This is a genomic window from Hymenobacter sp. R533113, assembly GCF_056835965.1.
Genome location: NZ_JAKWBD010000013.1, coordinates 1452457 through 1478588, shown reverse-complemented (window position 1 = coordinate 1478588; position 26132 = coordinate 1452457). Strand labels below are relative to the sequence as shown.

The 26132-nt window shown below is 54.9% G+C and carries 22 protein-coding genes and 2 pseudogenes; 10 read left to right on the top strand and 14 right to left on the bottom strand.

From position 1 onward, the window contains the following. Position 1 precedes the first annotated feature (1 nt). On the bottom strand, positions 2-1420 hold the full coding sequence (locus MKZ35_RS15780) for an MBOAT family O-acyltransferase (protein ID WP_482514167.1): 1419 nt from the start codon (positions 1418-1420) through the stop codon (positions 2-4). A gap of 338 nt (positions 1421-1758) precedes the next feature. Between MKZ35_RS15780 and uvrA the strand changes: the two genes are divergently transcribed. Next, a complete protein-coding gene (uvrA, locus tag MKZ35_RS15775) occupies positions 1759-4695 on the top strand; it encodes an excinuclease ABC subunit UvrA (protein WP_482514769.1) in 2937 nt (978 codons plus the stop codon). An 89-nt stretch (positions 4696-4784) separates the two neighbouring features. On the opposite strand, the pseudogene MKZ35_RS15770 reads toward uvrA, so the two are convergent. Further along, a pseudogene (locus MKZ35_RS15770) lies at positions 4785-5797 on the bottom strand (IS701 family transposase). A gap of 66 nt (positions 5798-5863) precedes the next feature. Beyond that, positions 5864-6397 carry a hypothetical protein gene (locus MKZ35_RS15765; RefSeq protein WP_482514166.1) on the bottom strand — a complete coding sequence of 178 codons (534 nt, stop codon included), beginning with the start codon at positions 6395-6397 and terminating at the stop codon, positions 5864-5866. Positions 6398-6795: 398 nt separating this feature from the next. Between MKZ35_RS15765 and MKZ35_RS15760 the strand changes: the two genes are divergently transcribed. Genes MKZ35_RS15760 through MKZ35_RS15745 form a run of 4 tightly spaced genes read left to right on the top strand, consistent with a single transcriptional unit; the run spans position 6796 to position 10370 of the window. Continuing rightward, positions 6796-7323, top strand: coding sequence for an RNA polymerase sigma factor (locus MKZ35_RS15760; RefSeq protein WP_482514165.1), 528 nt, complete (start codon positions 6796-6798; stop codon positions 7321-7323). Next, positions 7320-8018: a hypothetical protein gene (locus MKZ35_RS15755; protein ID WP_482514164.1), complete on the top strand. Its 699-nt coding sequence runs from the start codon at positions 7320-7322 to the stop codon at positions 8016-8018. The genes MKZ35_RS15760 and MKZ35_RS15755 overlap by 4 nt, the downstream gene beginning before the upstream one ends. Next, positions 8015-8950, top strand: coding sequence for a hypothetical protein (locus tag MKZ35_RS15750; RefSeq protein ID WP_482514163.1), 936 nt, complete (start codon positions 8015-8017; stop codon positions 8948-8950). Before MKZ35_RS15755 ends, MKZ35_RS15750 begins: the two co-directional genes overlap by 4 nt. 22 nt (positions 8951-8972) lie before the next feature. Continuing rightward, positions 8973-10370: a hypothetical protein gene (locus MKZ35_RS15745; protein WP_482514162.1), complete on the top strand. Its 1398-nt coding sequence runs from the start codon at positions 8973-8975 to the stop codon at positions 10368-10370. 85 nt (positions 10371-10455) lie between these two features. On the opposite strand, the gene MKZ35_RS15740 is transcribed toward MKZ35_RS15745, so the two are convergent. From MKZ35_RS15740 to queA, 6 genes and pseudogenes are all read right to left on the bottom strand, one after another. Beyond that, positions 10456-11163, bottom strand: coding sequence for a DUF4142 domain-containing protein (locus MKZ35_RS15740; RefSeq protein ID WP_482514161.1), 708 nt, complete (start codon positions 11161-11163; stop codon positions 10456-10458). Between the two features lie 151 nt (positions 11164-11314). After that, positions 11315-11557: a hypothetical protein gene (locus tag MKZ35_RS15735; protein WP_482514160.1), complete on the bottom strand. Its 243-nt coding sequence runs from the start codon at positions 11555-11557 to the stop codon at positions 11315-11317. Between the two features lie 30 nt (positions 11558-11587). Continuing rightward, a pseudogene (locus tag MKZ35_RS15730) lies at positions 11588-11967 on the bottom strand (DUF4142 domain-containing protein). Positions 11968-12402: 435 nt separating this feature from the next. After that, entirely contained in the window at positions 12403-13182 is a 780-nt protein-coding gene (locus MKZ35_RS15725) for an enoyl-CoA hydratase-related protein (protein ID WP_482514159.1), read from the bottom strand. 140 nt (positions 13183-13322) lie between these two features. After that, the gene (locus tag MKZ35_RS15720; RefSeq protein ID WP_482514158.1) at positions 13323-14003 is read right to left on the bottom strand and encodes a 2-C-methyl-D-erythritol 4-phosphate cytidylyltransferase; all 681 of its coding nucleotides are present in this window, start codon (positions 14001-14003) and stop codon (positions 13323-13325) included. Between the two features lie 136 nt (positions 14004-14139). Next, positions 14140-15189, bottom strand: a complete 1050-nt coding sequence (gene queA / locus MKZ35_RS15715; protein WP_482514157.1) for a tRNA preQ1(34) S-adenosylmethionine ribosyltransferase-isomerase QueA — start codon at positions 15187-15189, stop codon at positions 14140-14142. Positions 15190-15424: 235 nt separating this feature from the next. On the opposite strand from queA, the gene MKZ35_RS15710 reads away from it, so the two are divergent. The 3 genes from MKZ35_RS15710 to MKZ35_RS15700 all read left to right on the top strand — a co-directional run bounded on the left by MKZ35_RS15710 (position 15425) and on the right by MKZ35_RS15700 (position 19000). Continuing rightward, the gene (locus tag MKZ35_RS15710) at positions 15425-16690 is read left to right on the top strand and encodes an ABC transporter permease (RefSeq protein WP_482514156.1); all 1266 of its coding nucleotides are present in this window, start codon (positions 15425-15427) and stop codon (positions 16688-16690) included. A gap of 200 nt (positions 16691-16890) precedes the next feature. Further along, a complete protein-coding gene (locus MKZ35_RS15705; RefSeq protein WP_482514155.1) occupies positions 16891-17754 on the top strand; it encodes an LOG family protein in 864 nt (287 codons plus the stop codon). A gap of 70 nt (positions 17755-17824) precedes the next feature. Then, entirely contained in the window at positions 17825-19000 is a 1176-nt protein-coding gene (locus tag MKZ35_RS15700) for a lycopene cyclase family protein (protein ID WP_482514154.1), read from the top strand. Between the two features lie 160 nt (positions 19001-19160). Here MKZ35_RS15700 and MKZ35_RS15695 read toward each other — a convergent pair whose 3' ends face one another. From MKZ35_RS15695 to MKZ35_RS15675, 5 genes are all read right to left on the bottom strand, one after another. After that, positions 19161-20159 (bottom strand): acyltransferase family protein, encoded by a 999-nt coding sequence (locus MKZ35_RS15695; RefSeq protein WP_482514153.1) that lies wholly within the window; start codon positions 20157-20159, stop codon positions 19161-19163. A 118-nt stretch (positions 20160-20277) separates the two neighbouring features. Then, positions 20278-21027: an ABC transporter ATP-binding protein gene (locus MKZ35_RS15690; protein ID WP_482514152.1), complete on the bottom strand. Its 750-nt coding sequence runs from the start codon at positions 21025-21027 to the stop codon at positions 20278-20280. 92 nt (positions 21028-21119) lie between these two features. Next, positions 21120-21341 carry a DUF2795 domain-containing protein gene (locus MKZ35_RS15685; RefSeq protein ID WP_019948259.1) on the bottom strand — a complete coding sequence of 74 codons (222 nt, stop codon included), beginning with the start codon at positions 21339-21341 and terminating at the stop codon, positions 21120-21122. Positions 21342-21480: 139 nt separating this feature from the next. Then, entirely contained in the window at positions 21481-21786 is a 306-nt protein-coding gene (locus MKZ35_RS15680; protein WP_482514151.1) for a hypothetical protein, read from the bottom strand. Next, positions 21759-22784 (bottom strand): DUF349 domain-containing protein, encoded by a 1026-nt coding sequence (locus tag MKZ35_RS15675; protein WP_482514150.1) that lies wholly within the window; start codon positions 22782-22784, stop codon positions 21759-21761. Before MKZ35_RS15675 ends, MKZ35_RS15680 begins: the two co-directional genes overlap by 28 nt. 377 nt (positions 22785-23161) lie before the next feature. Between MKZ35_RS15675 and ettA the strand changes: the two genes are divergently transcribed. Together ettA and MKZ35_RS15665 are read left to right on the top strand one after the other, a co-directional pair. Continuing rightward, entirely contained in the window at positions 23162-24823 is a 1662-nt protein-coding gene (ettA, locus tag MKZ35_RS15670) for an energy-dependent translational throttle protein EttA (protein ID WP_482514149.1), read from the top strand. 409 nt (positions 24824-25232) lie between these two features. Next, positions 25233-25898, top strand: coding sequence for an HNH endonuclease (locus MKZ35_RS15665; protein WP_482514148.1), 666 nt, complete (start codon positions 25233-25235; stop codon positions 25896-25898). Positions 25899-26132 lie beyond the last annotated feature (234 nt).

Here is a 26132-nt window from a genome sequence, read left to right as displayed (position 1 = left end):
GCTAAAACCTGAAGTAGATGAACGGATTGAACGTGCTGCCTAGTAAGTAGCTCACACTGAGTACGAACAGTAAGCCGGTGAGCAGGCTCAGGCCCGCCGCCTGCCGCACCCGGTAAGGCTGAGCCGTGAACATGCTCACCTCCCAGCGCTTTACCCGAGGCAAGGTGGCGGCGAAGGAAAACAGCGTAGCCAGCACCAGCGTCAGGCCCAACTCCCGGCTTATAGCGGGCCATTGCTGCCAGCTGCCACTTACCATTTGCTGCAAATAAGCCATAGCTCCACCAAGGCTGTCGGCCCGAAATAGCACCCAGCCCACTACGACAACTACAAACGTCGGCACCGCGCTCAGCACTCCCAGCCGGCGCGAGATGCGCAGCCACACCAGCCGGTCGAGGATGAGAAAAAAGCCGTGAAATGCCCCCCAGGCAATAAAATTCCAGGCCGCGCCATGCCAGAAGCCGGAAAGCAAGAATACCGTCCAGAGGTTGACGTACAGGCGGGCCGGCTTTACCCGATTGCCCCCCAGCGGAATGTAGAGGTAGTCGCGCATCCAGCGGCCAAGCGTGATGTGCCAGCGCTGCCAGAACTCGGTGATGCTACGCGAGATGTACGGATTGTTGAAGTTTTCGGGAAATTGAAATCCTATCATGCGCCCGATGCCGATAGCCATATCAGAGTAGCCGGAGAAGTCGAAGTAAATCTGGAAGGTGTACGCTACCGCGCCCAGCCAGGCCAGCGGCGCTGACATCTCCGCCGGATTGAGCGCAAAAATTCGGTCGGCTTCCTGGCCTAAGGTGTTAGCAAGTAGCACTTTCTTAGCTAAGCCAACCACAAAGCGAAACAAGCCAGCCAGCTTATGGTCGACGGTGTCGAAGGCGCTCCGATCCTGGAGCTGATCGGCGATTTCATGGAAGCGCACAATGGGGCCAGCAATCATCTTCGGAAACAGCATGATGTACAACATGAAGTCCCAGAAGCTGCGCAGCGGCCGATTCACGCCCCGGTACACGTCAATAGAATACGTGAGCTTCTCGAAGGTGAAAAAGGAGATGCCGATGGGCAGTACTACTTTCTCCCAGGTGAGCGCCGGGCCACCCAACGCCTTTTGTACAGCCCCAAAATTTTCGAGAAAGAAGTTAGCGTACTTGAAATAAAAGAGCATTCCTACATTGAGAATAATGCTCAAAATCAAATAGATACGCTTCTGCCAGCCCACGGCCTCAGCCATTAGGCGGATGAGAAAGAAGTTGAGCACCACCGAGCCGATGAACAAAGCCAGAAAATGCAGCCCGCCCCAGGCATAAAATAGGAGACTAGCCGTGAGTGCCACAACGTTCTTGAACCGGGCCGGCACCAGGTAATAGCAGAGCAGAAACGCGGGGAAGAAGTAGAATAGAAACAGCGTGCTGCTGAAAACCATGGAGGGAAGCTAAAATCAGGCGGCAAGGTAAGAATTTGCCCCCCAGCCGCTCGCTAGTGAAGTCTTTTTCAAATTCGCTTTCAACAGACCGTCATGCAGAAGCGAAGCTGAAGCGTCTGGCGTGTGGTCATTGTGGTGCGTTCTATCAACTAGAACGCACCACAACGACCGCACGCGAGATGCTTGGGCTCCGCCTCTGCATGACGGTTTAGAAAATTAGATTTTAGTTCCCTCAATATCTGTGTTTATTCTACTAAACCCTCTGGCAAATAAGCTATTCTGAATAGCGAAAGGGTGGAGTTTTGCCTACCTTTGCGGACTTATTCGATTCGCGCTGCATGGCTAAGAAAACATCTGCTTCCGTACCCGCTCCTGCTCCCGAAATTGCCCCCCAGCTTCCCGCTGTTGTTGCCGCCAACGGCCACGCGGCTGATGTGGAGGCGCCTTTCATTGAGGTGTACGGAGCGCGGGAACACAACCTGAAAAACGTTTCGGTTCAGATTCCAAGGGGCAAGCTGGTCGTGTTCACAGGAATTTCGGGCTCGGGCAAATCGTCGCTGGCTTTTGATACGATTTATGCCGAAGGGCAGCGTCGCTACATGGAGACGTTTTCGGCTTATGCCCGCTCCTTTATGGGCGGCCTGGAGCGGCCCGACGTGGACAAGATTGAGGGCCTGTCGCCGGTAATCAGCATTGAGCAGAAGACCACTTCGCGCAACCCGCGCTCCACGGTAGGCACCATCACCGAGATTTACGACTTCCTGCGTCTGCTCTACGCCCGCACGGCCGAGGCGTTCAGCTACGCCACCGGCGCTAAGATGATCCGGCAAAGCGACGAGCAGATTATTAACTACATTCTCAAGCACTTCAACGAGAAAAAACTGGTGGTGCTGGCCCCCGTCGTGAAGGGCCGTAAAGGCCACTATCGGGAGCTGTTTCAGCAGATTGCCAAGCTCGGCTTCGCCAAAGTGCGCGTGGATGGCGAGCTGCTCGACCTGACGCCCAAAATGCAGGTGGACCGCTACAAAATCCACGACATCGAAATCGTCATCGACCGATTGGTGGTGAAAACTGAGGATAGGTTCCGGTTGTCGGGCTCGGTGCAGAACGCGCTGACCCACGGCAAAGGCACCATGCTCGTGCTGGACCCGGATTCCAAGAAAACACAGTTTTTCTCGCGCTTTCTCATGGACCCCACCACCGGCATCGCCTACGACGACCCGGCCCCGAACACTTTCTCTTTCAACTCGCCCTACGGCGCTTGCCCTACCTGCAACGGCCTGGGCGAAGTGCAGCAAATCACCGAAGACAGCGTATTGCCCGATAAGAAGCTGAGTATCAGTCGGGGCGGAATTGCCCCCCTGGGTGAGTACCGCGACATCTGGATTTTTCAGCAGCTTCAGCTCATTCTCAAAAAGCAGAAGTTCAGCCTGTCCACACCCATCGACAAGCTGCCCGAGGAGCTAGTGAATCGGCTGCTCTACGGTATGCCCGAGGACGAAGACGCGGACCCTAAAAAGGCGAATTACACCGAGCCTTTTGAGGGCATTATTCCTTTTCTACGCCGCCAGATGGAGTCCGACTCCGAAAATATCCGCGCCTGGATTCAGGAGTACACCCAGGCCAGCGAGTGCCCCGAGTGCCGCGGCTACCGCCTGAAAAAAGAGTCATTGCACTTCCTGATCGACAGCAAAAACATCGGTGAGCTGTCGGTGATGGACATTAACCAGCTCAGTCAGTGGTTTGTGGGTTTGGAGGGGCGGCTCACGGAGCGGCAGAACGTCATTGGGCGGGAGCTGCTCAAGGAATTGCGTAAGCGCATTGGCTTCCTGCTGGAAGTAGGCCTGGAATACCTGAGTCTGCACCGCTCGGTGCGCACGCTGTCGGGGGGCGAATCGCAGCGTATTCGCCTGGCTACTCAGATTGGTACCCAACTCGTGGGCGTGCTCTACATTATGGATGAGCCCAGCATTGGCCTGCACCAGCGTGATAATGAGCGCCTGATCAAGGCCTTGCAGCACCTGCGCGACATCGGCAACTCGGTGATTGTGGTGGAGCACGATAAGGATATGATCATGAGCGCCGACCATGTGCTGGACATCGGACCGGGCGCGGGCATTCATGGGGGGCATATTGTGGCCGAAGGCCCGCCTACTGAAATCTTTAAATCGGGCAGCCTGACCTCGCAGTACCTGAGTGGGGAGCGCCACATTGAGTTGCGCAAGAAAAAGCGCAAGGGCGAAGGCAACACGCTCACGCTTAAGGGTGCCACGGGCCACAACCTAAAGAACGTAACCGTAAAATTCCCGCTCGGTAAGCTGGTGGCGGTGACGGGTGTGTCGGGCTCGGGTAAGTCCTCGCTCATCCACGATACGCTGTATCCGATTCTGAATCAGTTCTTTTTCAACGCCAAACGCGATCCGCTGCCCTACGCCAGCATTGAGGGGTTGGAGCTGGTTGATAAAGTAATTGAGGTAGATCAGTCGCCTATCGGGCGGACACCGCGCTCGAATCCGGCGACCTATACGGGGGTGTTCACCGAGATTCGCAGCCTGTTCGCTTCGTTGCCGGAGGCTAAAATCCGGGGCTACGGACCCGGCCGCTTCTCCTTCAACGTGAAGGGCGGGCGCTGCGAAACCTGCGAGGGTGCCGGCCTGCGTACCATCGAGATGAACTTCCTACCCGACGTGCACGTGCCCTGCGAAACCTGCAAAGGCCGCCGCTACAACCGCGAGACGTTAGAAGTGCGCTTCAAAGGCAAAAGCATCACCGACGTGCTCGACCTGACGGTGGAAAAAGCCGTGGAGTATTTCGAGAATCAGCCCCGCATCATTCGCAAGATTCAGGTGCTGAATGAGGTAGGTCTGGGCTACCTGACTTTGGGCCAGCAGGCCACCACGCTCTCGGGCGGAGAAGCCCAGCGGGTAAAGCTGGCTACCGAACTTGGCAAAAAAGATACCGGCAAAACCTTCTACATCCTCGACGAGCCAACCACGGGTCTGCACTTTGAGGACATTCGCCACCTCTCCGACGTGCTGCAAAAGCTGGTGGATAAGGGCAACACCGTCCTCATCATAGAGCACAACCTCGACCTGATTAAAGTAGCCGACCACGTTATTGATCTGGGCCCTGAAGGCGGCGGCGGCGGCGGTACTATTGTGGCCCAGGGCACGCCGGAGCAGGTAGCGAAGACCAACAAAGGCTATACTGGTAAGTTTTTGGCTGAAGAGTTGAAAGTGAGCAAGTACGCTGAGGAGAAGAAGGTCCTATCATAACGTCTGGTAGCCTTATGAGTAGCTGTCAAACAAAAAGTAAAAAAGCCCCCCATGCAGTGCATGGGGGGCTTTTTTAGCTCAATTAGGACTTACGCACTTGCGGGGAGCAGGGCAGGAATGAGGGGCTTGGCGAGCAGCTGGCTCAAGTAGGGAGCCCATTGGTGCTGGTGGGCCTGATAAATCGTTTGGGCCGTTGATCGGGCAAACTCGCGCAGGGACACCCACGCCAGGTAGCAGCAGGCCAGATGGTTGCGCTGGGCCTGGGCACGGCGGCACTGGCATTTCTCGGCCCCGGTCAGCTGCTTGAAGCTGCGGTGAAACTCTTCCACCTGCCAGCGGGTGCGGGTGGTGGCCTCGACCAGCGGTTGGGTAAGCGTAAAGGCGAAGTTGTTGGTCACGACCCATTCAATGTCGCCGTTTGGGGCGACCAGCCGGAACAAGCGCACCGCAAACGGCACCTTCTGCAAGCGTACTTCCAAGCCGGTGCTCCACCCACCCGGCGGCGGGGCTACGTCGGCCAGGGACTGGTAGCCCCCTCTTTGCTGGCACTCACTAACCGGTTGCTTTTCAGGGTCGTGAAAAACGTCCAACCGGCCCGCTGAATCAGCTTCAGGTTGTCGCTGCCGCTGTACCAGGCATCGAACAGGAGCGTGCGGGCCTGAATTTTATTTTCCGCCACGACGTGGGCGAACATGGCCTGGAAATGCTCGTTTTTGGTCAGGCCATCCAGCTCCGGGGCATAGACGCGGTAGTCCAGGGGCAGAAAATCCCCGGCCTGTCCGCTGCTGTGGACCAGGTTAACCAGGCAGATGCCGGTGACCAGGCCATGTTCGTTGCCCGAATACTGGCGTTTGGCTACTTCAATGAAGCGACTGTAGCGCTTGTCCTGCACGCTATCATCGACCAGCAAAAAGGCCTCCGGCGAGTCGTGGAGCAAGGGCAAGACCAACTCGCGCAACTGCGTGGGCGAAAACGAGCTGCGGCGCAGAAATCGGTTCACTTGATCGTGGCTCACCTGCGACAGGTGCTCGGCCAAGTGCGTACACGTATAATTGCGGGGCGTACTAAGCAGGTACTCGATGTAAGTCGCTTGCGTCACCATAAAGCCAGGCTTTTTCTCAAGTTACTACTAAGTGCGTAAGTCCTATCAATAACTGATGGTAGTAACCTAATGCAATACCTCAGCTTGAGTAGTAACGAATAGGGGCGTAGTCTGCCCGGCAACGGTTGCGTACGTGGTGGTTCCCACAGACTTACCATCAATTAACAACTCACACTGTACCTGATACCCTATGCCAGAGCCAGCAGGTGATGCCTGCTCCTCCCAGATGGTGACCGTGATTTTCGGTCTGATTACGTCAGGGTAAGTGACGATAGAGGCCAACTGCACTTCTTTAAGCGCGGAAGTGATTGTTTGTTCATGATGCTGGGTATTAGCCTCCAGGAGCTTGTAGGCAGAATTTCCTTGTGACACAACCCGCTCGTAGTCTACCGTGATATTGGGGGAGATGGTTGGCAGCCGAAAAGTATCACCCAACGCTTTGAGATAGTAGCGCACCGCGACGGTGTGCATTTTGAGTGGAGCTGCCACCACCCGCACGGGCTCGGTTGGCTGGGGGGCATTTTCTTCTTGGTCGCAACTGGTAGCCAGTAGGGCAAGGGCGGCAAACGCTAGCATCCGCAGAGTAGATAAAGGCAGCATAAGAGTAGGGGAGAAAAGAGTAAGAGGATAAGAAGTAAGTGCACAGCTCTGATCCTAGCTGCAGGTATGCTTTCAAGGAAATGACGTTACCGATGGCGATGGCTTCAGGGTGCAGCGGCTGCCTAGCAGGCAAATCGGCTTGGCTTCTAATCCGCTTCCAAGCTGCTCGCTGGTATGCTAGAGTGGAGGCAACCGGAAGAATGGTTGGTCGGGCTTAAGTAAATTTTTGCGCGCCGCTACACCACCTATATCCTGCACTTATGGATTCACCTGTCTGCTATGAGGGCTGATGTCAGCAGATGAGCTGGCCGGAAAAAATATTTTTCATCTGGACCAACCTTCTGTACCCAGCTTTACACTTTAGATCGAATTTCAACTTAGCAGCCGCTCCTTTGCTTTTGCCGCCCGAAGAACAGCGCTTACTAACTGCCTGCCTGACCCAGGACCGGCAGGCGCAGTATCAGCTGTACCAGCGCTACAAGACGGCTATGTTCTCCACGGCCCTGCGCATACTGGGGCACAACCGGGAGCTAGCGCAGGATGCCTTGCAGGAGGCTTTTGTGGAGGTATTCCAGCACCTCATCGACTTCCGCCAGCAGTCGACGCTGGGGGCCTGGATCAAAACCATTGTGGTGCGGCGGGCTCTGCTTACTCTGCGGCGCGAGCAGCGCATGGAGGTCTACGACCAGGATCGTCACCCTGAACCGCTGGTGGCCTGGCACGACAACCTGACCGGCGAGGCTCTCGACAAAGCCATCGGCGAACTGCCCGCGGGCTACCGGGCCGTGTTCTGCATGGTAGAAGTGGAAGGCTACGCCCACCGCGAAGTAGCCGAACTGCTTGACATCACGGAAGGCACCAGCAAGTCGCAGCTCTATCACGCCAAGCGCCTGCTCCAACGCAAACTACATTACCTATACTCATGAGCCAGACTCCTAAAATACCCGAGGCTGGTGGGCATAACCTACAACGAGCCCTGAACAGCCTGCCCACCCATGAACCCGACCTGGACACGTGGTCCCGGATTGAGGGGCAGTTAGCGGACCATGAGGCGCTTTCTGACCTTGTTTCTACTCTTCCCGCGCACGAGCCGGATGAAATGCTGTGGGATGCCATTGCCGCTCGCCTTGATGAGCGCGCTCCGGCTACTGCCTCGCCTATACCAGCGGAACCGGCTAAAGTCCGGCTCATGTGGCCTGCTCATACACTCCGCCGGCTAATAGCTATAGCGGCTAGTGTGCTGATACTATTGGGAGTATGGTGGCAGCAGCGCCCAACAACAGAGCCCGCGGCTGCTTCTGGCCTCCGCGAAACAGTAGCTTTCAGCGAGGAAGTAATAGCCGCTCCGCTGCCTTCAGCAGTCCTAGTTTCGGAGGATCCGCTGGAGCAAGAAGGACAAGCGTTTATCGATGCACACTGTTCGTCGCTGCCCACGGTGTGCCAATCGGGAGAGTTCAAATCCTTGCGCACCCAACTGACGGAGCTGGAAGAAGAAGAAGAAAAGCTGCGTCAGGATGCCCGGCGCTTCGGTGAGTCGCCGGAGCTGCTGCGCCAACAGGCCCAGCTGATTAGCCTAAAAGCCACCGTTACCCGCGAACTGGTTCAACTCCTTATCTCATGATGTTTCTCTTTATTTCATCCCGAACATGGCTGCGCTTCCGGCTGCTGGCCGCACTGCTGGGGCTGCTGGCGCCGGAGGTGCGGGCCCAGCAAAAAGTGCAGGTCGTGACGCGTACCCTGGAGCAAAGCTGGAATTGCCCCCCAGGCACGACGGTGAACATCCGAGCCGAAAAAGCCACCGTGCGGGTGCAGGGCTGGAATAAGCCAACGGTGCAAGTGGTGCTACGCCTAACGGCCCGCCACCCCGAGCGGACTGTAGCCGAACAGGACCTGCCAGTGGCCCAGTACCGCCTGCAGCAAAGCGGCAATACGATCTACCTAGTCAACTTTTTCACCCTGCCCGCCGGTGCCCCGGCCGTACGCAGCGACCTGCGAGCTGAATATACCGTGCTGATGCCCGCCGGCAGCCCCATCCAGATAGTGAATACCTACGGCCAAACCGAGCTGACCGACCTCACGGGCCAGCAGGAGTTGGAGCAGAGCTTCGGCAAGATTGCCCTGCGCAACCTGCGCGGCGCCCTCACCGTCACGGCCCGCTACACCGACCTGATGGCCAGTAACATACAAGCCAAATTTATTTGCGAAGCCACCAAGTCGGCGGTGCAGGCGCAGGAGCTGGGGGGCAATTGTACGGTGAGCAACTACTTCGGGAGCATTCGCCTGCAGCTCGCCGCTACGCTGAGCAAGCTAACGGTAGTAGCCGACCGCACGGAGGTCATGATCAGCGCGCCGCAGCCCGAGCTATTCGCGTATCAGCTGGCCGTGCAGCAGGGCACGCTTACGGTGCCAACGGCTTACGCTGCCAGCAAAAAAGGCTCTGCCAGCCGCGCATCCTTGACCGTGTCGGCTGCCGCGTCGCGCCCGGTAGTGCGCGTGAGCACCTCCTACGCGCCTCTGACTTTGCAAACGCAGCCCCTCGCGCCTCAACTTTAATTCACCCCTGTCTCACCCATTTATGTCTTACTTGTATTCCTGCCGCCGCTATCGGCACCTGCTTTGGGTAGGCCTGTTATCAATTGGCTCCTGCTTCCGGGCTACGGCCCAAACTGCTCCTGTTCCCGCCGACACCACGCGCCTGAGCTACGGCGAAGAAATAGTGGCAACGCCCCCAGCCGAGGCTTCGCTGCGCGTGCAACCGGAAGACCGCGGCCTCTGGAAGCTGGGGCTGAACAACTTTGCCCTGTCAAGCGGTGGAACCGGCCCCTACTACCTTCGTCTGGGGGGGCATTTGGCCTACGAGCGCCGAGTCGGCAGCCCCGGCTGGACGGTACTGGGCGAGGTGAGTCCGGCTTTTACCCGCTACCGCGCCGCGCCTATTGCCACCGTGCAACGGGGGCTGAGCGTGCGCACGCAAGTAGCGGGGCGCTACTACTACAACCTGGAGCGACGCTTGCGCTTGGGCCGCAACACCAGCAACTTCTCGGCAAACTACGTATCCGCGACGCTGGGTGCTGGTTTGGGGCGGCAGGCACGCGAGACACCGTTTTATTCTCTCAGTCCCAACGGACGTTGGGTAAGAGCAGACGCGGCGGTACTCTACGGCTTGCAGCGCCGGCTGGGCCGCTACGGGTTTCTTAATGCCAATGTCGGCGTAAGCAGCTTGCTATCATTGCGTAAGCCGGAGGTGGCGGCCAACGGCAGCTTGCGGGTAGGATTGGCGCTCGGCTCCGGGCCAGCTACTCCATATGCGCGTCGGGGCGTTCCCTTTGATAAAGATGAGGCGCTACAGCCGCAGGCCTATGCCGGCGTGCAGCTGGGGGCAACCGAATATCGGGTACGATACTCGGAGCGTAACCCGTACCGTGGAATGACGGTTTCTCCCCCCAGAAGTGGCTATGGAGGATACAGTCAGAGTATAGTGGGAACTTACGTTTACGCGGGCTATTACCTGCGTCCCCGCCTGGCCGCGCAGCTGGGCATGCAGCGGCAAACTATAGAAACTCCCTCAAGTACCGTTGATGCTGACTCCCAAAGCTTTTCCAGCAAAAGCAATACGGAAGAACGTGACCTGGCCCTGCCCGCCTTGCTGCGCTACTCCCTCACGCGCTCCTTTCTGCGACGGGTGCAGTTCGACGCCATGGGTGGCCTGGTGCCCGTGTGGTCATCGGTGCGCTATGAGGAGCAGCAATTCACCAACGGGCAGCTTACGGATGAATATGGTTTTCGGCGCAGCACGTTTGGGATGCACGCCTCCTTGGGCCTGAACGCGAGCTACGGTTTTGGGCGTCGTCGCCGGGTTCAAGCCACCAGCGAATGGGTAATGACCAAGGATTTGCGCAGCAATTTTCAGAGTTTCAACTCCTTGCGGGGCGGTGCCAGCCTGGGGCTGCGCTACCGCTTTGGCTACCGATAAAAAATTAGCTTTCGGATGATAAATAAAAAGCCCCCCAGAAATGATCTAGGGGGCTTTTTTGTAAAAAAATATGGAAGGTTTCTGCTTACATTTTCATGTCAGCGTGTTGCTTCGACTTATCCAAGTGCTTCTGGATTACAGGCGTGGTCTTGGTAATGAAGCCTTGCAAGTCAGCGTCCTTAGTCATGGCTTTGTGGGCCTGCATGGTATTAAGCGTCTTCTGGTGGTCGGTTACCATTTGCTGCATAAAGCGTTGCTCTAGCTGCGGACCCGAAAGCGTACGCATTTGAGCAGCAATGGCTTTGTGCTCAGCATCCATGTCGGTGGGTAGGGTTACGTTCTTCTTCTGGGCAATAACCTTCAGATCAGCCGTCGACTTTGTATGATCGGTGATCATCATGTTCGCGTGGTCTTTGGCCATACCCGTTGCCCCTTTTTCAAGCACCAGACGGCTGAGCTGCATCTCGTTCTGGTCGCTGTGCGCGGCCGACTTCATGAACCCCGGGTCGTCTTTGTGCGGAGCCATAGGACCGTTCGGGTCGGCGCCATTTGCATTCATGCCAGGATCGGTGCCGGCCGCCGCGGCCGATCCACCGGCCATCGTATCGGAAGGCATGGTGGTGGTTGCGCCGGCATCGCCGTCAGTAGCGGCATTCATGTAGTTGTCGCCGGCATTGCCACCAGCTTCCTCCGAATCAGTGGGCGTGTCAGTAGTGGCGGTTTTTTCGTTGCTGCAAGCGCTGGTAGCCAGTAGCATGCCTGCGAACAGCAGGCTCATGATGGTACGTTTCATAGCGGTAAGAAAAGGGGTGGAATGGTTGAGCTTGTAACTTGAAAAAATAGGTCTGCCGCCAATCCTCGACTTATTATGTCAGCGATTAGCGGCAGAAAACAGCTGAACAAAAGTTCAGAGCTAGTAGTGTACGAACCAGATTATCCGAAGGTTAGTCGTTGTCGAGAGCTTCAACCGAATCGGCGTCGGCAGTAACGGTAGCGCCTTCCTCGTTGTCGATGACGGTAGCGTCGGCTTGTACACCGCCTTGCTCGGCGGCCTCTTCCTGGCCAATTACGGCCTCGCCAGCTGTGCCATCGGTGCGGGTTTCGGTGTTGCCCCCACAGCTAGCCAGCGATAAAGCAGCGAATAAGGCAAGAACAGAGAATATGCGGTGTATGGGGAAATGGAACATGGGTTAAAATTCAGATAAACAATGAAAAATTTAAGGCAAGTCTTCTAGTTGGTTTTCCACGGTGTCTACATTTTCCTGATGCTGCTCAAGCGTGGGAAGGAATTTGGCGGCAAAGCCACGGATGTCGCCATCGTAAGCGTCTTTGCTCATCTCCTCGAACGCATCCACGTCATTTTTGTGCGCCTCCAGCAGCATTTCTATGTACCGCTTATCGAACTGCGTACCAGTCAGGGCACTTAGGTCGGCATATTGTTTTTGCTGGTCGCTGCCTAGTCCGCTGGGCAGGACCAGATTTTTTGCTGCGCTAAGTTTCGCAGGGCATTGCTTACCTGCCCATGCTGCTGTACCAGGCGTTGCGCTAAGTTGCGAACCGCAGGTGTGGCAGCCTTTTGCTGGGCCAGCTTGCTCATTTCCAGCTCCAACATGCCACTGCTGGCGGCGTTTACCATAAACTCCGCATCGCGCTCCTGCCGCTCCGTCACGGCCGCCTCGCCAATGCGCTTTTCGTTTTGAAACTTGGCTTCCGCTACCGGATCTTTTTGGCCTGCATCGGGTGAGCAGGCACCCAATACAACGCAGCATCCGAGGAGCAGAAAGCGGGCAGAAGACATAGCGCACAAATAGTTAAAGCGGTTGAAAATTAGCTATTGCCTATACGGTAGCCTCGTCAGGTGGTTATCAGAGCTAGTTGAAATACAATGGAATATAGAGCCTTTCGCACATCCGGGGGCTTTTCTCGATAGTTAGTCATTGCGAAATCAACTAGCCGAGGACCAAAGCAAAAGCGCCACATTACAGTAAGGCAGCGCTTTTTGGAGGTTGAAATTGTAGCTTAATGCATGCAATTAAGCCCCGCGAAACTGAGGCTTGCGCTTCTCCAGAAACGCTTGTACGCCCTCCCGGTAATCATCCGACTCACCCGCAATCTGTTGGCAATACGCCTCGTAGTCCAGCATTTCGTCGAGCGTGGAGGCACTGGCTTTGTTCAGCATCTGCTTGATCAGGCCAATGGATTTGGTAGGCGCCGCCGCATAGCGCGCCGCCAGCGCGTAGGTAGCCTCGTCGAGCTGCTCCGGTGCCACCACCTGGTTTACCAGGCCCAGCCGCAACGCTTCCTCGGCCGATACTTTGGAGCCCAGCGTACAGAGCTCAAACGCCTTTAGGGTACCCACCAGGCGCGGCAAAAAGTACGACGAGCCCGAGTCCGGTACCAACCCAATATTGATGAAAACCTCAATCAGCGAGGCGTCGGTGGAGGCAATCAGCGCGTCGCAGGCCAGCGCCAAGGAGCAGCCGGCTCCGGCCGCTACCCCATTCAGCCGCCCGATAATTGGCTTCGGCAGGGTGCGCATGGCCCGGATAATAGGGTTGTAGCGCTTATGCAGAGAGTCATAAAAAGACCGTTTCTCTTCCCCCTGCGCGGCCTTCAAATCCTGGCCTGAGCAAAATGCCCGCCCGGCGCCGGTGAGTACCACCGCCCGCACCGTGGCGTCGCGCGCCACCTGCTTCAGCGCATCTTGCAGCTCGTAGCTCTGCGGGTCGTTGAAGGCATTGAATACATCGGGCCGGTTGAGGGTAATGGTCGCAACACCGTCGCGCACCTCGTAGAGCAGGCAGGTATACATATCTAGTAGAGAAAACCGTGGGAATAAAAGGTGAGGGCGAAAGTAGCGCGGAAATCCGTTCCGCGTCGAGCATAGCGAGAATCCAGTACCCCACTACCGCGTAGTTTCGCGCTGCCCTCAACGCGGAACGGATTTCCGCGCTACCGACTACGCAGAATAGCTTCCGCCAGCATCATATCCTCCGGAGTCGTGATCTTGAGGTTACGATAGTCGCCTTCTACCAGATGAATAGGATGCAGATCTTCCACTACGCTCGCGTCGTCGGTGAAAGTGGGCAGCTCGGGCAGTCTGTAAGCGCGCCGCAGTAGCTCCAGCTCAAAGCACTGCGGCGTCTGCACTAAGCGCAGGCGGGAGCGGTCCATAGCGTAGGAGCCTTCTTTTGAAAGCCCACGCACCGAATCTTTGGGTGCTACGGCGGCTATGGCCGCGCCGTGCTCAGCAGCGGCAGCATACGTATTTTCAATGACCGTCGCCGACACCAGCGGCCGCACGCCATCGTGCACGGCCACTATGCCCTCGGTATAAGAAGCCAGATGTTTTAGCCCATTGCGCACCGAAGCCCACCGGGAATGCCCCCCACCGACCACCGCGTGCGGAATCGAGACCTGATGCCGGGTGCAGAGGTGGTGCCACGTATCGAACTGGTCGGGGGGCAAAACCACCACGAACTGCTGCACGCCCAGGCTGGTTTCGGCGAAGCGGCGCAGGGTGTGCAGCAATACTGGCTCGCCCAGCAGTTCCAGAAATTGCTTCGGCTGACCGGCGCCCATGCGCGTGCCGCTGCCACCCGCCACAAGTATAGCAAACCTGGTATCAGACATGAGAAGTGAGTACTGAGAGATGAGATTCAGGAGTTGAGGAAGAGGCAACAAAAAGCCCGGCCACCAAAGGTAGCCGGGCAATGCGGAAGGCAAACAACAAAGTCTCGCCTCTCACTTCTCTGTACTCACTTCTAACTTACAGAATTAACATCGCGTCGCCGTAGCTGAAGAAGCGGTACTTCTCTTTGATAGCTACTTTGTAGGCTTCAGCTAAAAGGTCGTAGCCAGCAAAGGCAGCCGTCATCATCATCAGTGTGCTCTCCGGCGTATGGAAGTTGGTGAGCAGGGTATTGGCGATTTTGAACTCGTACGGAGGAAAGATAAACCGGTCGGTCCAGCCTTGGTTGGCTTTCAGCCGGTTGTGCGCCGATACGGACGACTCCAGCGCCCGCATGGTAGTGGTGCCTACCGAGCAAACGCGCTTTTTAGCATCCAGCGCCTTATTTACAACAATGGCAGCCTCCGCAGGCACAATAAAGTTCTCGGAGTCCATTTTGTGCTTGGTTAGGTCTTCCACGTCCACGGGACGGAAAGTGCCTAAACCGACATGCAGCGTGACGGCGGTAGTTTCTACCCCTTTGATTTCCAGGCGCTTCAATACCTCGCGGGTAAAGTGCAGACCCGCCGAAGGAGCGGCTACAGCACCAATGTGCTTGGCATAAATGGTCTGATAGCGCTCTTTGTCAGCCGGCTCAGCATCGCGGGTGATAGCCTCGCGGGGCAGGGGCGTTTCGCCTAAGTCGTGCAAGGCTTTGTAAAACTCCTCGTCGGGTCCATCAAACAAAAACTTGATAGTACGGCCCCGGGACGTGGTGTTGTCGATAACCTCGGCTACCATGTCGCTTTCGCCGAAGTACAATTTGTTGCCTACCCGGATTTTACGGGCCGGATCAACCAGCACGTCCCACAGGTGGCTTTCCTTGTTCAGCTCACGCAGCAAAAAAACTTCAATTTTGGCGCCCGTCTTTTCTTTATTGCCATATAGCCGCGCCGGAAACACCTTCGTGTCATTCATTACGAATACGTCGCCGTCATTGAAATACTCAATGATGTCTTTGAAAATACGGTGTTCGATTTTGCCACTATCGCGGTGTAGTACCATCAGGCGCGACTCGTCGCGGTTTTTGGCCGGGTGCTGCGCCAGCAGGTTCTCGGGCAGGTCAAATTTAAACTCGGACAGTTTCATGGTCGGATATAGGCAATAGGAGGGAAGCTAACAAAAATTTCAGGGGGCAAAAGTACGTAGAATGGCCGGATTAATCGTTATTTTTCGCCCGGAATCGAGGTGAAGTGGTGAGATGGTGAAATAGTGAGTTTGACGTTCTTAAGGCGCATCCTGCGTTAATGGTGTAGCCAGAACATCAAACTCACCATTTCATTACTCACCACTTCACCATCTCACCATCTTACAAACTCACCATATGCTCGCCCTGCGCTTGACCCTGGAAAGCTTCCGCTTCGCGTGGCAAGCTCTCAAATCCAATTTGCTGCGCACCATTCTCTCGTTGCTGGGCGTCACGGTGGGCATTTTTGCTATCATCGCCGTTTTTACCGTCGTCGATTCGCTGGAGTCTAACATCCGGCAGAGCATGGATTTTCTGGGCGAAAAGGTGATTTACGTGGGCAAGTGGCCCTGGAAGTTTGAGCCTAATCAGCCCTGGTGGAAATACTTCAACCGCCCTGTGCCCACCCAGCGCGAATTTCGCTCTATCGAACGTACGCTTGACCCCAATAGCCATATGGGTGTGGCCCTTATGGCTAACACCGGCGGTAATACGTTGAAGGCAGGTACCAATAGCCTCACTGACTGTAACTTGCAGGGCGTGAGCTATGAATTTCAGCAGGTTTCAAAAGTGCCCATTGCTGAAGGACGCTACTTTACCCCCCAGGAAATGGATCTCGCTCGCAACGTAGCCATTGTGGGGGCCGACATTGCCGAAAACCTGTTTGGCGGCAGTTCGGCGCTAGGCCGCGAGTTCACAGCCCGTGGGCGCAAATTCACGGTGATTGGGATAATGAAAAAAGAGGGAAAAAAGCTAATCGATACTCCCAGCAATGATGCTAACTGTCTGATTCCCTTCGGAATGTTCAGTCAAATTTTTGCTATCAATAATGGCAGCGGCATGGGAGGTGTAACGCCCAGTATTATCGTAAAAGGCCGCGAGGACGATCAGAATCTCACTAATCTGGAATCGGAGCTGCAGGGGGCTCTGCGTAATATTCGGGGTCTTAAACCCCGCGAGGAAGACAATTTTGCCCTGAACCGGCCCGAAATGTTTGGGGAGCTTATCTCCAAGCTATTCTCTGTGATTGGGGTAGCCGGCGCCGTTATTGGCAGCTTCGCTATGCTGGTGGGGGGCTTTGGTATCGCCAATATTATGTTTGTGTCGGTGAAGGAGCGCACCAACATTATTGGCATTCAGAAGTCGCTGGGGGCCAAAAATTACTTTATCCTATTTCAGTTTCTATTCGAGGCCATCTTTCTGTGCCTGATTGGCGGCGCGGCCGGCATTTTTCTGGTCTTTCTGATTACGATGATCCCGCAGGAATCCTTGCCCTTGTTTCTTTCGGCCGGCAACGTGACACTAGGGCTTACCGTATCGGTGGTCATTGGTATTTTGGCCGGCATCATTCCAGCGGTCCTGGCTTCCAATCTCGACCCGGTTATTGCCATCCGCTCGAAGTAGAACAGGTGGAGCAAATAAGCTCCTCATCTTGCACAACAAAGCCAAACTCCTATCTTGCACGCCCCTGTTTTGGGTGGAGGGCATTTGCGCGTTTCAGACGCCAGACTTCTAATTATTTCTCTTTTTATCTTTAAAAACGGGCCCGCGGCACCAAAAAGTGCTTGCTAATTCCCATAAGCGGGCTCAAAAACGCAGTACCAATGACTAAGCTTAAAAAAACCAGTCGGACTAAAGTCCACGACGAAAGCCTGAATGCAGGCAGTGGGCAGACCATCAGTCAGCCTAATGTGAACGACAACAAGGTGACTTCCATCAGCGAAATTCGGGAGCAAACCAGCGGCCAGCGCACCCTGCAGCTCGATGATGAGCAGCGCATCCGGCGCGCGTTCGTCGATAAGGACTGGAACGAGATTAAGATTGCCGACTCCTGGCAGATCTTTAAGGTGATGGCCGAGTTCGTGGAAGGCTTCGAGAAGATGAGCAAGATTGGCCCCTGCGTGTCCATTTTTGGCTCGGCCCGTACCAAGCCCGATAACCCCTACTACCAGATGGCCGAGGAAATCGCGGCCAAGCTCGTGCGCCACGGCTACGGCGTAATCACGGGCGGCGGACCTGGCATTATGGAGGCTGGTAATAAAGGTGCTCGCTCAGAAGGTGGCCGTTCGGTAGGCCTCAACATTGAGCTGCCCTTCGAGCAGTTTCACAACATCTACATCGACCCCGATAAGGTTATCAACTTCGACTACTTCTTCGTGCGCAAGGTGATGTTCGTGAAGTATGCCCAAGGCTTTATCGGTATGCCCGGCGGCTTCGGCACTTTAGATGAGTTGTTTGAGGCCATTACGCTGATTCAGACCAAGAAAATTGGGCGTTTCCCTATCGTGTTGGTAGGTTCACGGTATTGGGAAGGCATGTTTAAGTGGATTGAGGAGGTGATGCTGCACGAGGAGCACAACATCTCCGCCGAGGACATGCAGCTGGTGCAAATCGTGGATGACGCTGCTTCAGCGGTAAAAATCATCGACGATTTCTATTCTAAGTATCTGCTCTCTCCAAACTTCTAATCCTAAACAAGCTCAGGTAATAAGCCGTTATTTGAACCGGCGACGGAAATACTTCCGTCGCCGGTTTTTTGTGTCCGTGCAAGCTGATTTCGACTATTTGATAGTGGGTGGTGGGGCCGCCGGCCTAAGCCTGGCGTATGCGCTGGCTCAGGAGCCACACCTGCGCGACAAGCGGGTGCTCCTGCTGGAGCCAGCCGCTAAAGACCAGAATGACCGTACCTGGTCGTTCTGGGCCGATGCGCCCTCGCCGTTTGACAGTATTGTGGCCCACGAATGGCAACAGCTGGCCTTTCGCAGCCCGGGGTTCGAGCAGGTTTTCCCACTCAGCCGCCACCGCTACAAGATGATTCGCGGACTGGATTTCTACCAGTTTGTGCATGCCGCTCTGGCCGCTACTCCACAGTTTACGCGGGTACGCGCCACCGTCAATAGCCTCGAAAATTTGCCCCCCAACGGCGTGGTGGCGCATACTTCCGCCGGAAATTTTACAGCTAGATACGCCTTCGATAGTCGCCCGCCGGTTATAAACAAGCAGCCGGATAAGCACCGCTATCTACTTCAGCATTTTGTGGGCTGGGAAGTGGAAACCGACCAGGATGTATTCGACCCCGAGACTGTAGAGTTTATGGATTTCCGGGGGCCACAATACCATGAGCCGCGCTTTATGTATGTGCTGCCTTTCAGCAAGCGCCGGGCGCTAGTTGAGTACACCCTGTTCTCAGGCGAGCTACTGCCCAAAGCTGCCTACGAGGCGGCTATGCACGACTACCTGACTACCACGCTCGGCGTGAAAAACTATCATATAGAGGCGGAAGAGGTAGGCGCTATTCCGATGACCGACCATCCGCTGCCGGCTCGTCAGGGGGCAAATATTGTTAATTTGGGTACCCGCGCCGGTCGGGCCAAGCCGAGTACCGGCTATGCTTTCAAGCGCATTCAGGCGCACACGGCCCGCTTGGTAGAGGCACTGGCTACCACCGGTGCCCCGCCGCCCGATCTTACCGGCGACCAGTGGCAATTTCGTTTCTTCGACACGTTGTTGCTCGATATCATGCAGCGCCGGGGCGAAACCACCCGCGACATTTTCACCGAGTTATTTCAGCATAACCCAGTGGAGCGCATCTTCGACTTCCTGGATGAGCGTACTTCCTGGGTCGAGAACTTTCAGGTGATGAACTCCGTGACGCCGTGGCCGTTTCTGCGCTCCATTGGGCAGGTGCTGCGAGACCGGCCAGGGCGACGTTAACCTGGTCTTTGATTTTTAAAGTAACGTAGGTAATAAAATACGCCCCGCTTTCTCGCAAGAAAGCGGGGCGTATCAGTTACGACCAAGTGCGGACCTTTTTAGGCTTCTATATCTGCTACTTGCAGATAAGGTTTATACTGTGCGCTTGCGATGATACAGCTTACACCTTTACTATTCTATAAACCTGGCTTATCATTTTTTGGTAATAAATTGAAATTATATAAGTTGCTATTAATGCTATAACAATGACACCAAGCATTGGCAGCGTACTGAGGTACCTTTGTGCAAGGATTAAAATTATTATATGTAACAGATAGAGGGAGAACGAAATGGACCCTGTGAAAACGAAAAATCTATTTACCTGTTTTATGTTTAATTTGTATACCCAAATAGCTATTGAAGAATATCCGATTAAAGAAGGAACGTCATTTATCATTTTCCCTACATATCCACCTTTAAGAGCTAAGGTGCCGTATATTATGCAGTTTACAATGCCTATTAATAAAATATAAATAGGCTTTATTTTAAAATTAATTTTATAATCATTTTTAACAAGCTTGGCAGCTATGACCATGCCTAATGCAAATTCCCACAAGTATTGTAGGAAAAAGCTTTGCCATATTCTTTCAGCTGACTTATCTATGGATACGACTAGCACTATCCAGATCAGGCTTATAACGGAGCAGGTAAGTATAAAGCGTGCTGTGCTTAATCTTTCTGCTATAAATATTAATGCATAAAAAGCAATATAAAATTGCAGTATCATCGAAATAAACCATAATTGATATCCGTATGAAGACATGATGCTTTCATCGAACATTTTGTATAAAAAAACATGACCTCCAATAGTGTAAAAAGAGTTTTTATAAATAGGTATGAAAAATGAGATTGCAGCTATAATAAATATGGCTACAATATAAGGTACATATACTTTAACAACTCTCTTTTTAAGATAATCAAAATAAGTTAAAGGTTTATTCAAATGGGATATGTACATTCCTAAGCCAGACAATAAGATGAATAAATGCACACCGGCACCCCCAAAAAGTATAAGGTTGTCGAAAGGGCTTGGCAGATTGAGCTCTTGTGAAAAATGATAAACAATTATAGTAAAAATCGAATAGCCTTTTAGGAACTCAATGATTTCAAGCCTTTTCATAGTCGGACTATTTGTTATTTATTGTTTGAGCAAGTGTAATTATTTTAATTACTCTCAGCGACAAATGTGTGATAAAAATTAAAATGGAATTAACAAACACACAAAACCTCAAAACGAGCTATTGAACAAGCTCATTGCTCAGGCTTGCTTCGCTTTCCAAATATGCTTTTGCCCCCCACACGCTCTCTGGCGTCAACACTTCCAGCGCTGGCTTCAGTAGCGACAAATTCAGCAGATAGCCAGTCATGGGGGGCAAATTGTCGAGGTCGTGGGTGATGCAGAGTACGGTTTTGCCAGCCTCTAGCACCCAGTTTTGGAGCAGATCAAAAACCCGGCGGCGATAATACACGTCGAGTTGCTGCGTGGGCTCGTCGAGGAGGTAAAGCCGGGCGTCTTGCAAGGCTAATTGAGCCAGCCACACTAGCTGCTGCTCGCCACCGGAGAGCAGGGTAAAGTCGCGGTGAGCGAGATGAGCGGCGCCCACGCGGGCCAGCCCCGCATCAGCTTCGGCATAATCGGTGGGACCATAGGCACTTAGGAAGCGCTGGTGGCGGAAGCGACCCATTACCACCAATTCGCGCACTTCAATGGGGAAGCTTACCGTATTGCGCTGGGGCAAGTGGGCCAATAAACCACTGGCGGCTGGGTGGCGCTCCATGCGTAAGTCTTGGCCAAATACGTGCACGCTGCCTTGGTAGGGTATTCGGCCGGTTAGCGCTCTGAAAAGAGTGCTTTTGCCACAGCCATTATGCCCCACAATGGCCACGAAAGCCGGCGCTGGTACGCATAAAAAAAGGTTGCGGAGCAGAACACGCTGTTCATACCCCGCAACCAGATTTTCTATATAGAGCGGTGAGAGGGAAGACATGAGAAGTAAGAATCGTTGGATATTAGACTAGCTTGCTCAGCTGATCAAACAATAAATCTCACTTCTCACCTCTCTGTACTCACTTCTAAGTTTTAGTACTCGTCTTCGTTAAACATGAAGTCTTCCTTGGTCGGATAATCCGGCCATACTTCTTCGATATTCTCGTAGGGTTGGCCGTCATCCTCCAATGCCTGCAGGTTTTCCACCACTTCCATCGGGGCACCCGAGCGGATGGAGTAATCAATCAGTTCATCCTTGGTGGCGGGCCAGGGGGCATCTTCCAGATAGGAAGCAAGTTCCAGAGTCCAATACATAATGGTGTGCAACAAAAAAGTGGGCAAAATGAAGTTGTAAACAGCCAGTGAGCAAAAACCCGGCCGGCCGAAAACGCCTGCCAAAGCGGCGCAATGGCATTTGCTTCCCGACAACGTAAAAAAGGCGGTAAGGTTCAGTCTAAGCAGGTAAGCGCTGACGTAATAGCTCGATAAGGTCGGTTTTTGTTCGAATTTTTCGCTCAAACCCCTTGATTTTTCCTTCCAGCATATTGCGGAACGTTTCATTGCCGGGCGAGTCGCTGAGCTTGCCCAGGTTTTCCTGCAGTACTTCCTGCTCCTGCTTGTCGTACTTAATGAAGTCGCGGAGGGCCTGCACGCGGGCGTTTATCTTGTCTTCGGGCGAGCCGGCTTCGGGCGCATTGGGCTGGCGCTTGCGGATAAAGTGCTCCAGGGCGCTCATCTCAAACACTTTGTCGCAGGCCATGATGAACTGCTCCCATACTCTGTCCGACTCTTCACCGCGTACCGGGCCCACTTTTTCCAGGCCGCCTGCAGCTCCTTTGCACGCGCTACCGCCGCCGACATGGGCTGATTGAGTAGCGCCTCGGCCTCGGCAACCAAGGCGCGCTTGCGGCTCAGGTTGTCGTCCATGTAGCCGTCTTTGGCGTCTACCCGCTTGGTGCTGATGTGTTCCTTCAAACGGTCGAAGAAGTGGTTGTGAGCCGCCCGGAAGCGCGTCCACAGTTCATTTGCTTGCTTACGGGGCAAGGAGCCGCCTGCTTCTTTCCAGTCTTGCTGCAATTGCTTGAGCTGGCGAGTGGTCTCTTCGTAGTCTTCGGAATTCTGGATGGCTTCCGACTTGCGAATCAGGTCGCGGTACTTGTCTACCACCCGGTTAGACATGGCCTTTTTATCGGCCAAGAATTCCTTTTTGCGTACGAAAAACTGATCCACGGCTTCGCGGAAACGGTTTTCCAGTTCCTCAGTGAGGTGCTTTTCTACGGGGCCGGTCTTTATCCAGGCCTGGCGCAGCTCCTGCAGCTTTTCACCGGCAGTTTGCCAATCGATGCTGTCGCGCAGGGCTTCAGCCTCTTGGATCAGGGTGATTTTGGTGTTCAGGTTCTTCTCGCGGTTGCGAGCTACGGTTACCTTGATGCCTTCCTCAGCTTCGGTAAGGCGGTGGTGCAGGGTCTCGAAGTCGCCTAGGGCATCATAAGAAGCCATCTGCTCCTTTAGGTGCAGGGCCTTCATCAGGAAAGAGCCCTTATTCTCCGATTCCTCAATCTTGGCTAGTAAGTCTTCTACCTTGGCCCGAAAGCTCTCAAAACGCTGCGCAAAGTACTGAAGCGAAGCATCCGCGGATTCTTTAACCTGTCCAACCTGGCGGGCTGGTAGATCCATAAACGAGCGTAGCCACACTTGGTCGCCCTCGACGTAGCCGTAGCGCCGGGCTTCGGCCAGCAGGTGATCTTGTGGTTCCATACTAATAATAATAACGCGAAAGCGGCTAGGTGGTGGGGTCGGAAGGGTAAAGAAACGGTATTAGCTGACTACAAGTTTACGGGATGGCGAGCACATTCGCTGCCTGTGAAACCCTGGGTTTAAACGGCGGAAACTTTGGGTAGGCTGCCTACCTTTGGCAGGTCGGTAGTGTTAACCAGCGTTATCTGAACCGAACGTAAGCCAACGCCGCAAGGTTAGGCCACGGGCAATACGGGTAGCTTGCAACGGCATAAAACACTGAGAGCTGTTTAAAATCAGAACGTCAGATCCAGCATGACCGCCTTTCGATAACCCTTAAAAGCCCCCTGGCTTGACCCACCAGCTTTAACATCCAAAAAAGCCCCCCACAACTCCCTATGAGCGAAACGATCATCTTCTCCATGGCCGGCGTGACCAAAGTGTATCCGCCCCAGAAACAGGTTCTCAAAAACATCTACCTCTCGTTTTTCTACGGGGCCAAAATCGGCGTGCTCGGTCTCAACGGCTCAGGTAAGTCGTCGCTGCTGAAAGTGATTGCCGGCGTTGATAAGCAGATTCAGGGCGAGGTGGTGTTCTCGCCGGGCTACTCGGTGGGCTACCTGGAGCAAGAGCCGCAGCTTGACCCCACCAAGACGGTGATGGAAGTGGTGCAGGAAGGCGCCGCCGAAACCGTAGCGCTGCTTAAAGAATTCGACGAAATAAACGAAGCTTTCGGGGCTGAAGACGCCGACTTCGACAAGCTGCTGGAGCGCCAAGGCGTGGTGCAGGAGCGCCTGGATCAGCTCGACGCCTGGAACCTGGACAGCAAGCTGGAACGCGCCATGGACGCGCTGCGCACCCCCGACGGCGACGCCATCATTGGCAACCTCTCGGGCGGTGAAAAGCGCCGCGTAGCCCTCTGCCGTCTGCTGCTGCAAGAACCCGACGTGCTATTACTCGACGAGCCCACCAACCACCTCGACGCCGAAAGCGTGCTGTGGCTGGAGCAGCATTTGCAGCAGTACAAAGGCACTGTAATCGCCGTTACCCACGACCGCTACTTCCTCGACAACGTGGCTGGCTGGATTCTGGAGCTGGACCGCGGCGAGGGCATTCCGTGGAAAGGCAACTACTCGTCGTGGCTGGAGCAGAAGTCGAACCGCCTGGCCCAAGAAGAGAAAACCGAGAGCAAGCGCCAGAAAACCTTGCAGCGGGAGCTGGAGTGGGTGCGCATGTCGCCCAAAGCCCGTCAGGCCAAGAGTAAGGCCCGCGTGGCCGGCTACGACAAGATGATGAGTGCCGATGTGAAGGAAAAAGAGCAGAAGCTGGAGCTGTTCATCCCTGACGGTCCGCGCCTGGGTGGGCAGGTAATTGAAGCCCATAACATTTCCAAAGCCTTCGGCGACAAGCTTTTATTCGAAAACCTGAGCTTTGCTCTGCCCCAGGGCGGCATCGTGGGCATCATCGGGCCGAACGGGGCCGGTAAATCCACACTATTCCGCCTCATTACCGACCAACTGGAGGCCGACGCCGGCACCTTCGAAGTGGGCCCCACGGTACAGACGGCCTACGTCGATCAACAGCACGACACCCTGGACCCCGCCAAGTCGGTATTCGAGACGATTTCGGGCGGCACTGAGACCATGCTGCTGGCGGGTCGGCCGGTGAATGCCCGCGCCTACGTGAGTAACTTCAACTTCCGCGGCGGCGACCAGGAAAAGAAAGTGGGTAGCCTCTCCGGCGGGGAGCGCAACCGCGTGCACCTGGCCACTACGCTGAAGCAGGGGGCAAATTTGCTCCTGCTCGACGAGCCCACCAACGACCTGGACGTAAATGCCATCCGGGCCTTGGAAGATGCTCTGGAAAACTTTGCCGGCTGCGCCGTCATCATCAGCCACGACCGCTGGTTCCTCGACCGCTTAGCTACGCACATTCTGGCCTTTGAAGGTAACTCAGAAGTGGTCTGGTTTGAGGGCAATTTCTCGGATTATGAGGAGGCCAAGAAGAAGCGTTTGGGTGATGTAGAGCCGAAGCGGGTGCGGTATAAGAAGCTGGGATAATCAGCTGCAATCATGAGCTTAAGATTACAAGGAAGTCCCAACTACTTAGGTGGTTGGGCTTTTTTGTGTATGACTAATTGGTAGTATATTACTTCGCTGCTTCCGCCAACTTCGTGCCCTTGCCATTCCTCGATACCTACCGCAGCCGCTTCCTAAAACTGCGCGTAGCCCGCAGCCGTCAGCATGGAGAAGCTCCCTATAAGCCGGCGCTGCTGCTAGCTGTACTGGAAGGTATAGAGGACGGCAGCATCCGGAATAATTGTATCTGTATTACCCCGGAGCTGCTAGCCGCTTTCCGTAGTATCTGCCGCGACTTGAGCACCTCAGCTTTATTCCGAGCCAACGATTTCTCTTTGCCTTTTACCATCTCACCGGCGACGGGGTTTGGCACCTGCGCACCCAGCCGAGAATGGAAGTGCTGCTTACCGCTTCGCGTTCGGTCAAGAGCTTCCGCAGCCTGCGCGACACGATTGAGTACGCCTATCTGGATATTGAGCTGTGGGAACTGCTACGGGAGCCAATTGCTTGCGAAGAGCTGCGTCAAACTTTGCTCAGTCGTTACTTTCCTCAAACACGCTTCCACTACCAGCCCGCTGCCGGCATCCAGGCTGTGCAGGCCATTCGGCGGCAGATACTGGAGGAGCCAGCCGCCGTGTACCGCACCTACGTAGCCGCTGCTGATGAGCTGGATATTGCCGTGCGTAGTAGCTTGTTTAAAAGGATGGTAGTGGAAGCTTACGACCATACCTGCGCCATTTCGGGCCTGAGGTTAGTAAGTATCCAGAGCGCCGCCCTCAATCCGCTGCTCGACGCCTGCCACATTGTGCCTTGGGCCGTGAGCCACGACGATACGCTCCCCAACGGTTTAGCTCTGACGCCCACCCTACATCGCGCCTTCGACCGGCACCTGCTTCGCATTGACGAGGACTATCGTGTAAGAGTGGCTACGTCTTTCCATGAACTGAGTGGCGCTACCCACGGCCTTCTACAGTTTGATGGCCAACAACTGCGGTTACCAGAGAGGCAAGAGTGGTGGCCGGGACGAGAAAATTTACGGCAACGGGTGGTTGGGTGAAGATGCGTAAGAGTCAGCAAAAAACACCTTAGCTGAGCAGCATCGCATCATGGCGAAGTTGGAGTAACTACTGGGGTACCGCGACGGGCTGGAGCAGCGCATCCGCGAAAGCGCCCGCCTAGCCGAGCAGCTTCTACAAACGGCCCTGTGGGAGGTCCTAACCCCGCTGGCGCGCCGCCGAGATGGCCGAGCCAGCGCCGCAACGGGTAGGAGCGCCGGGCGAGCAGCTGTTTA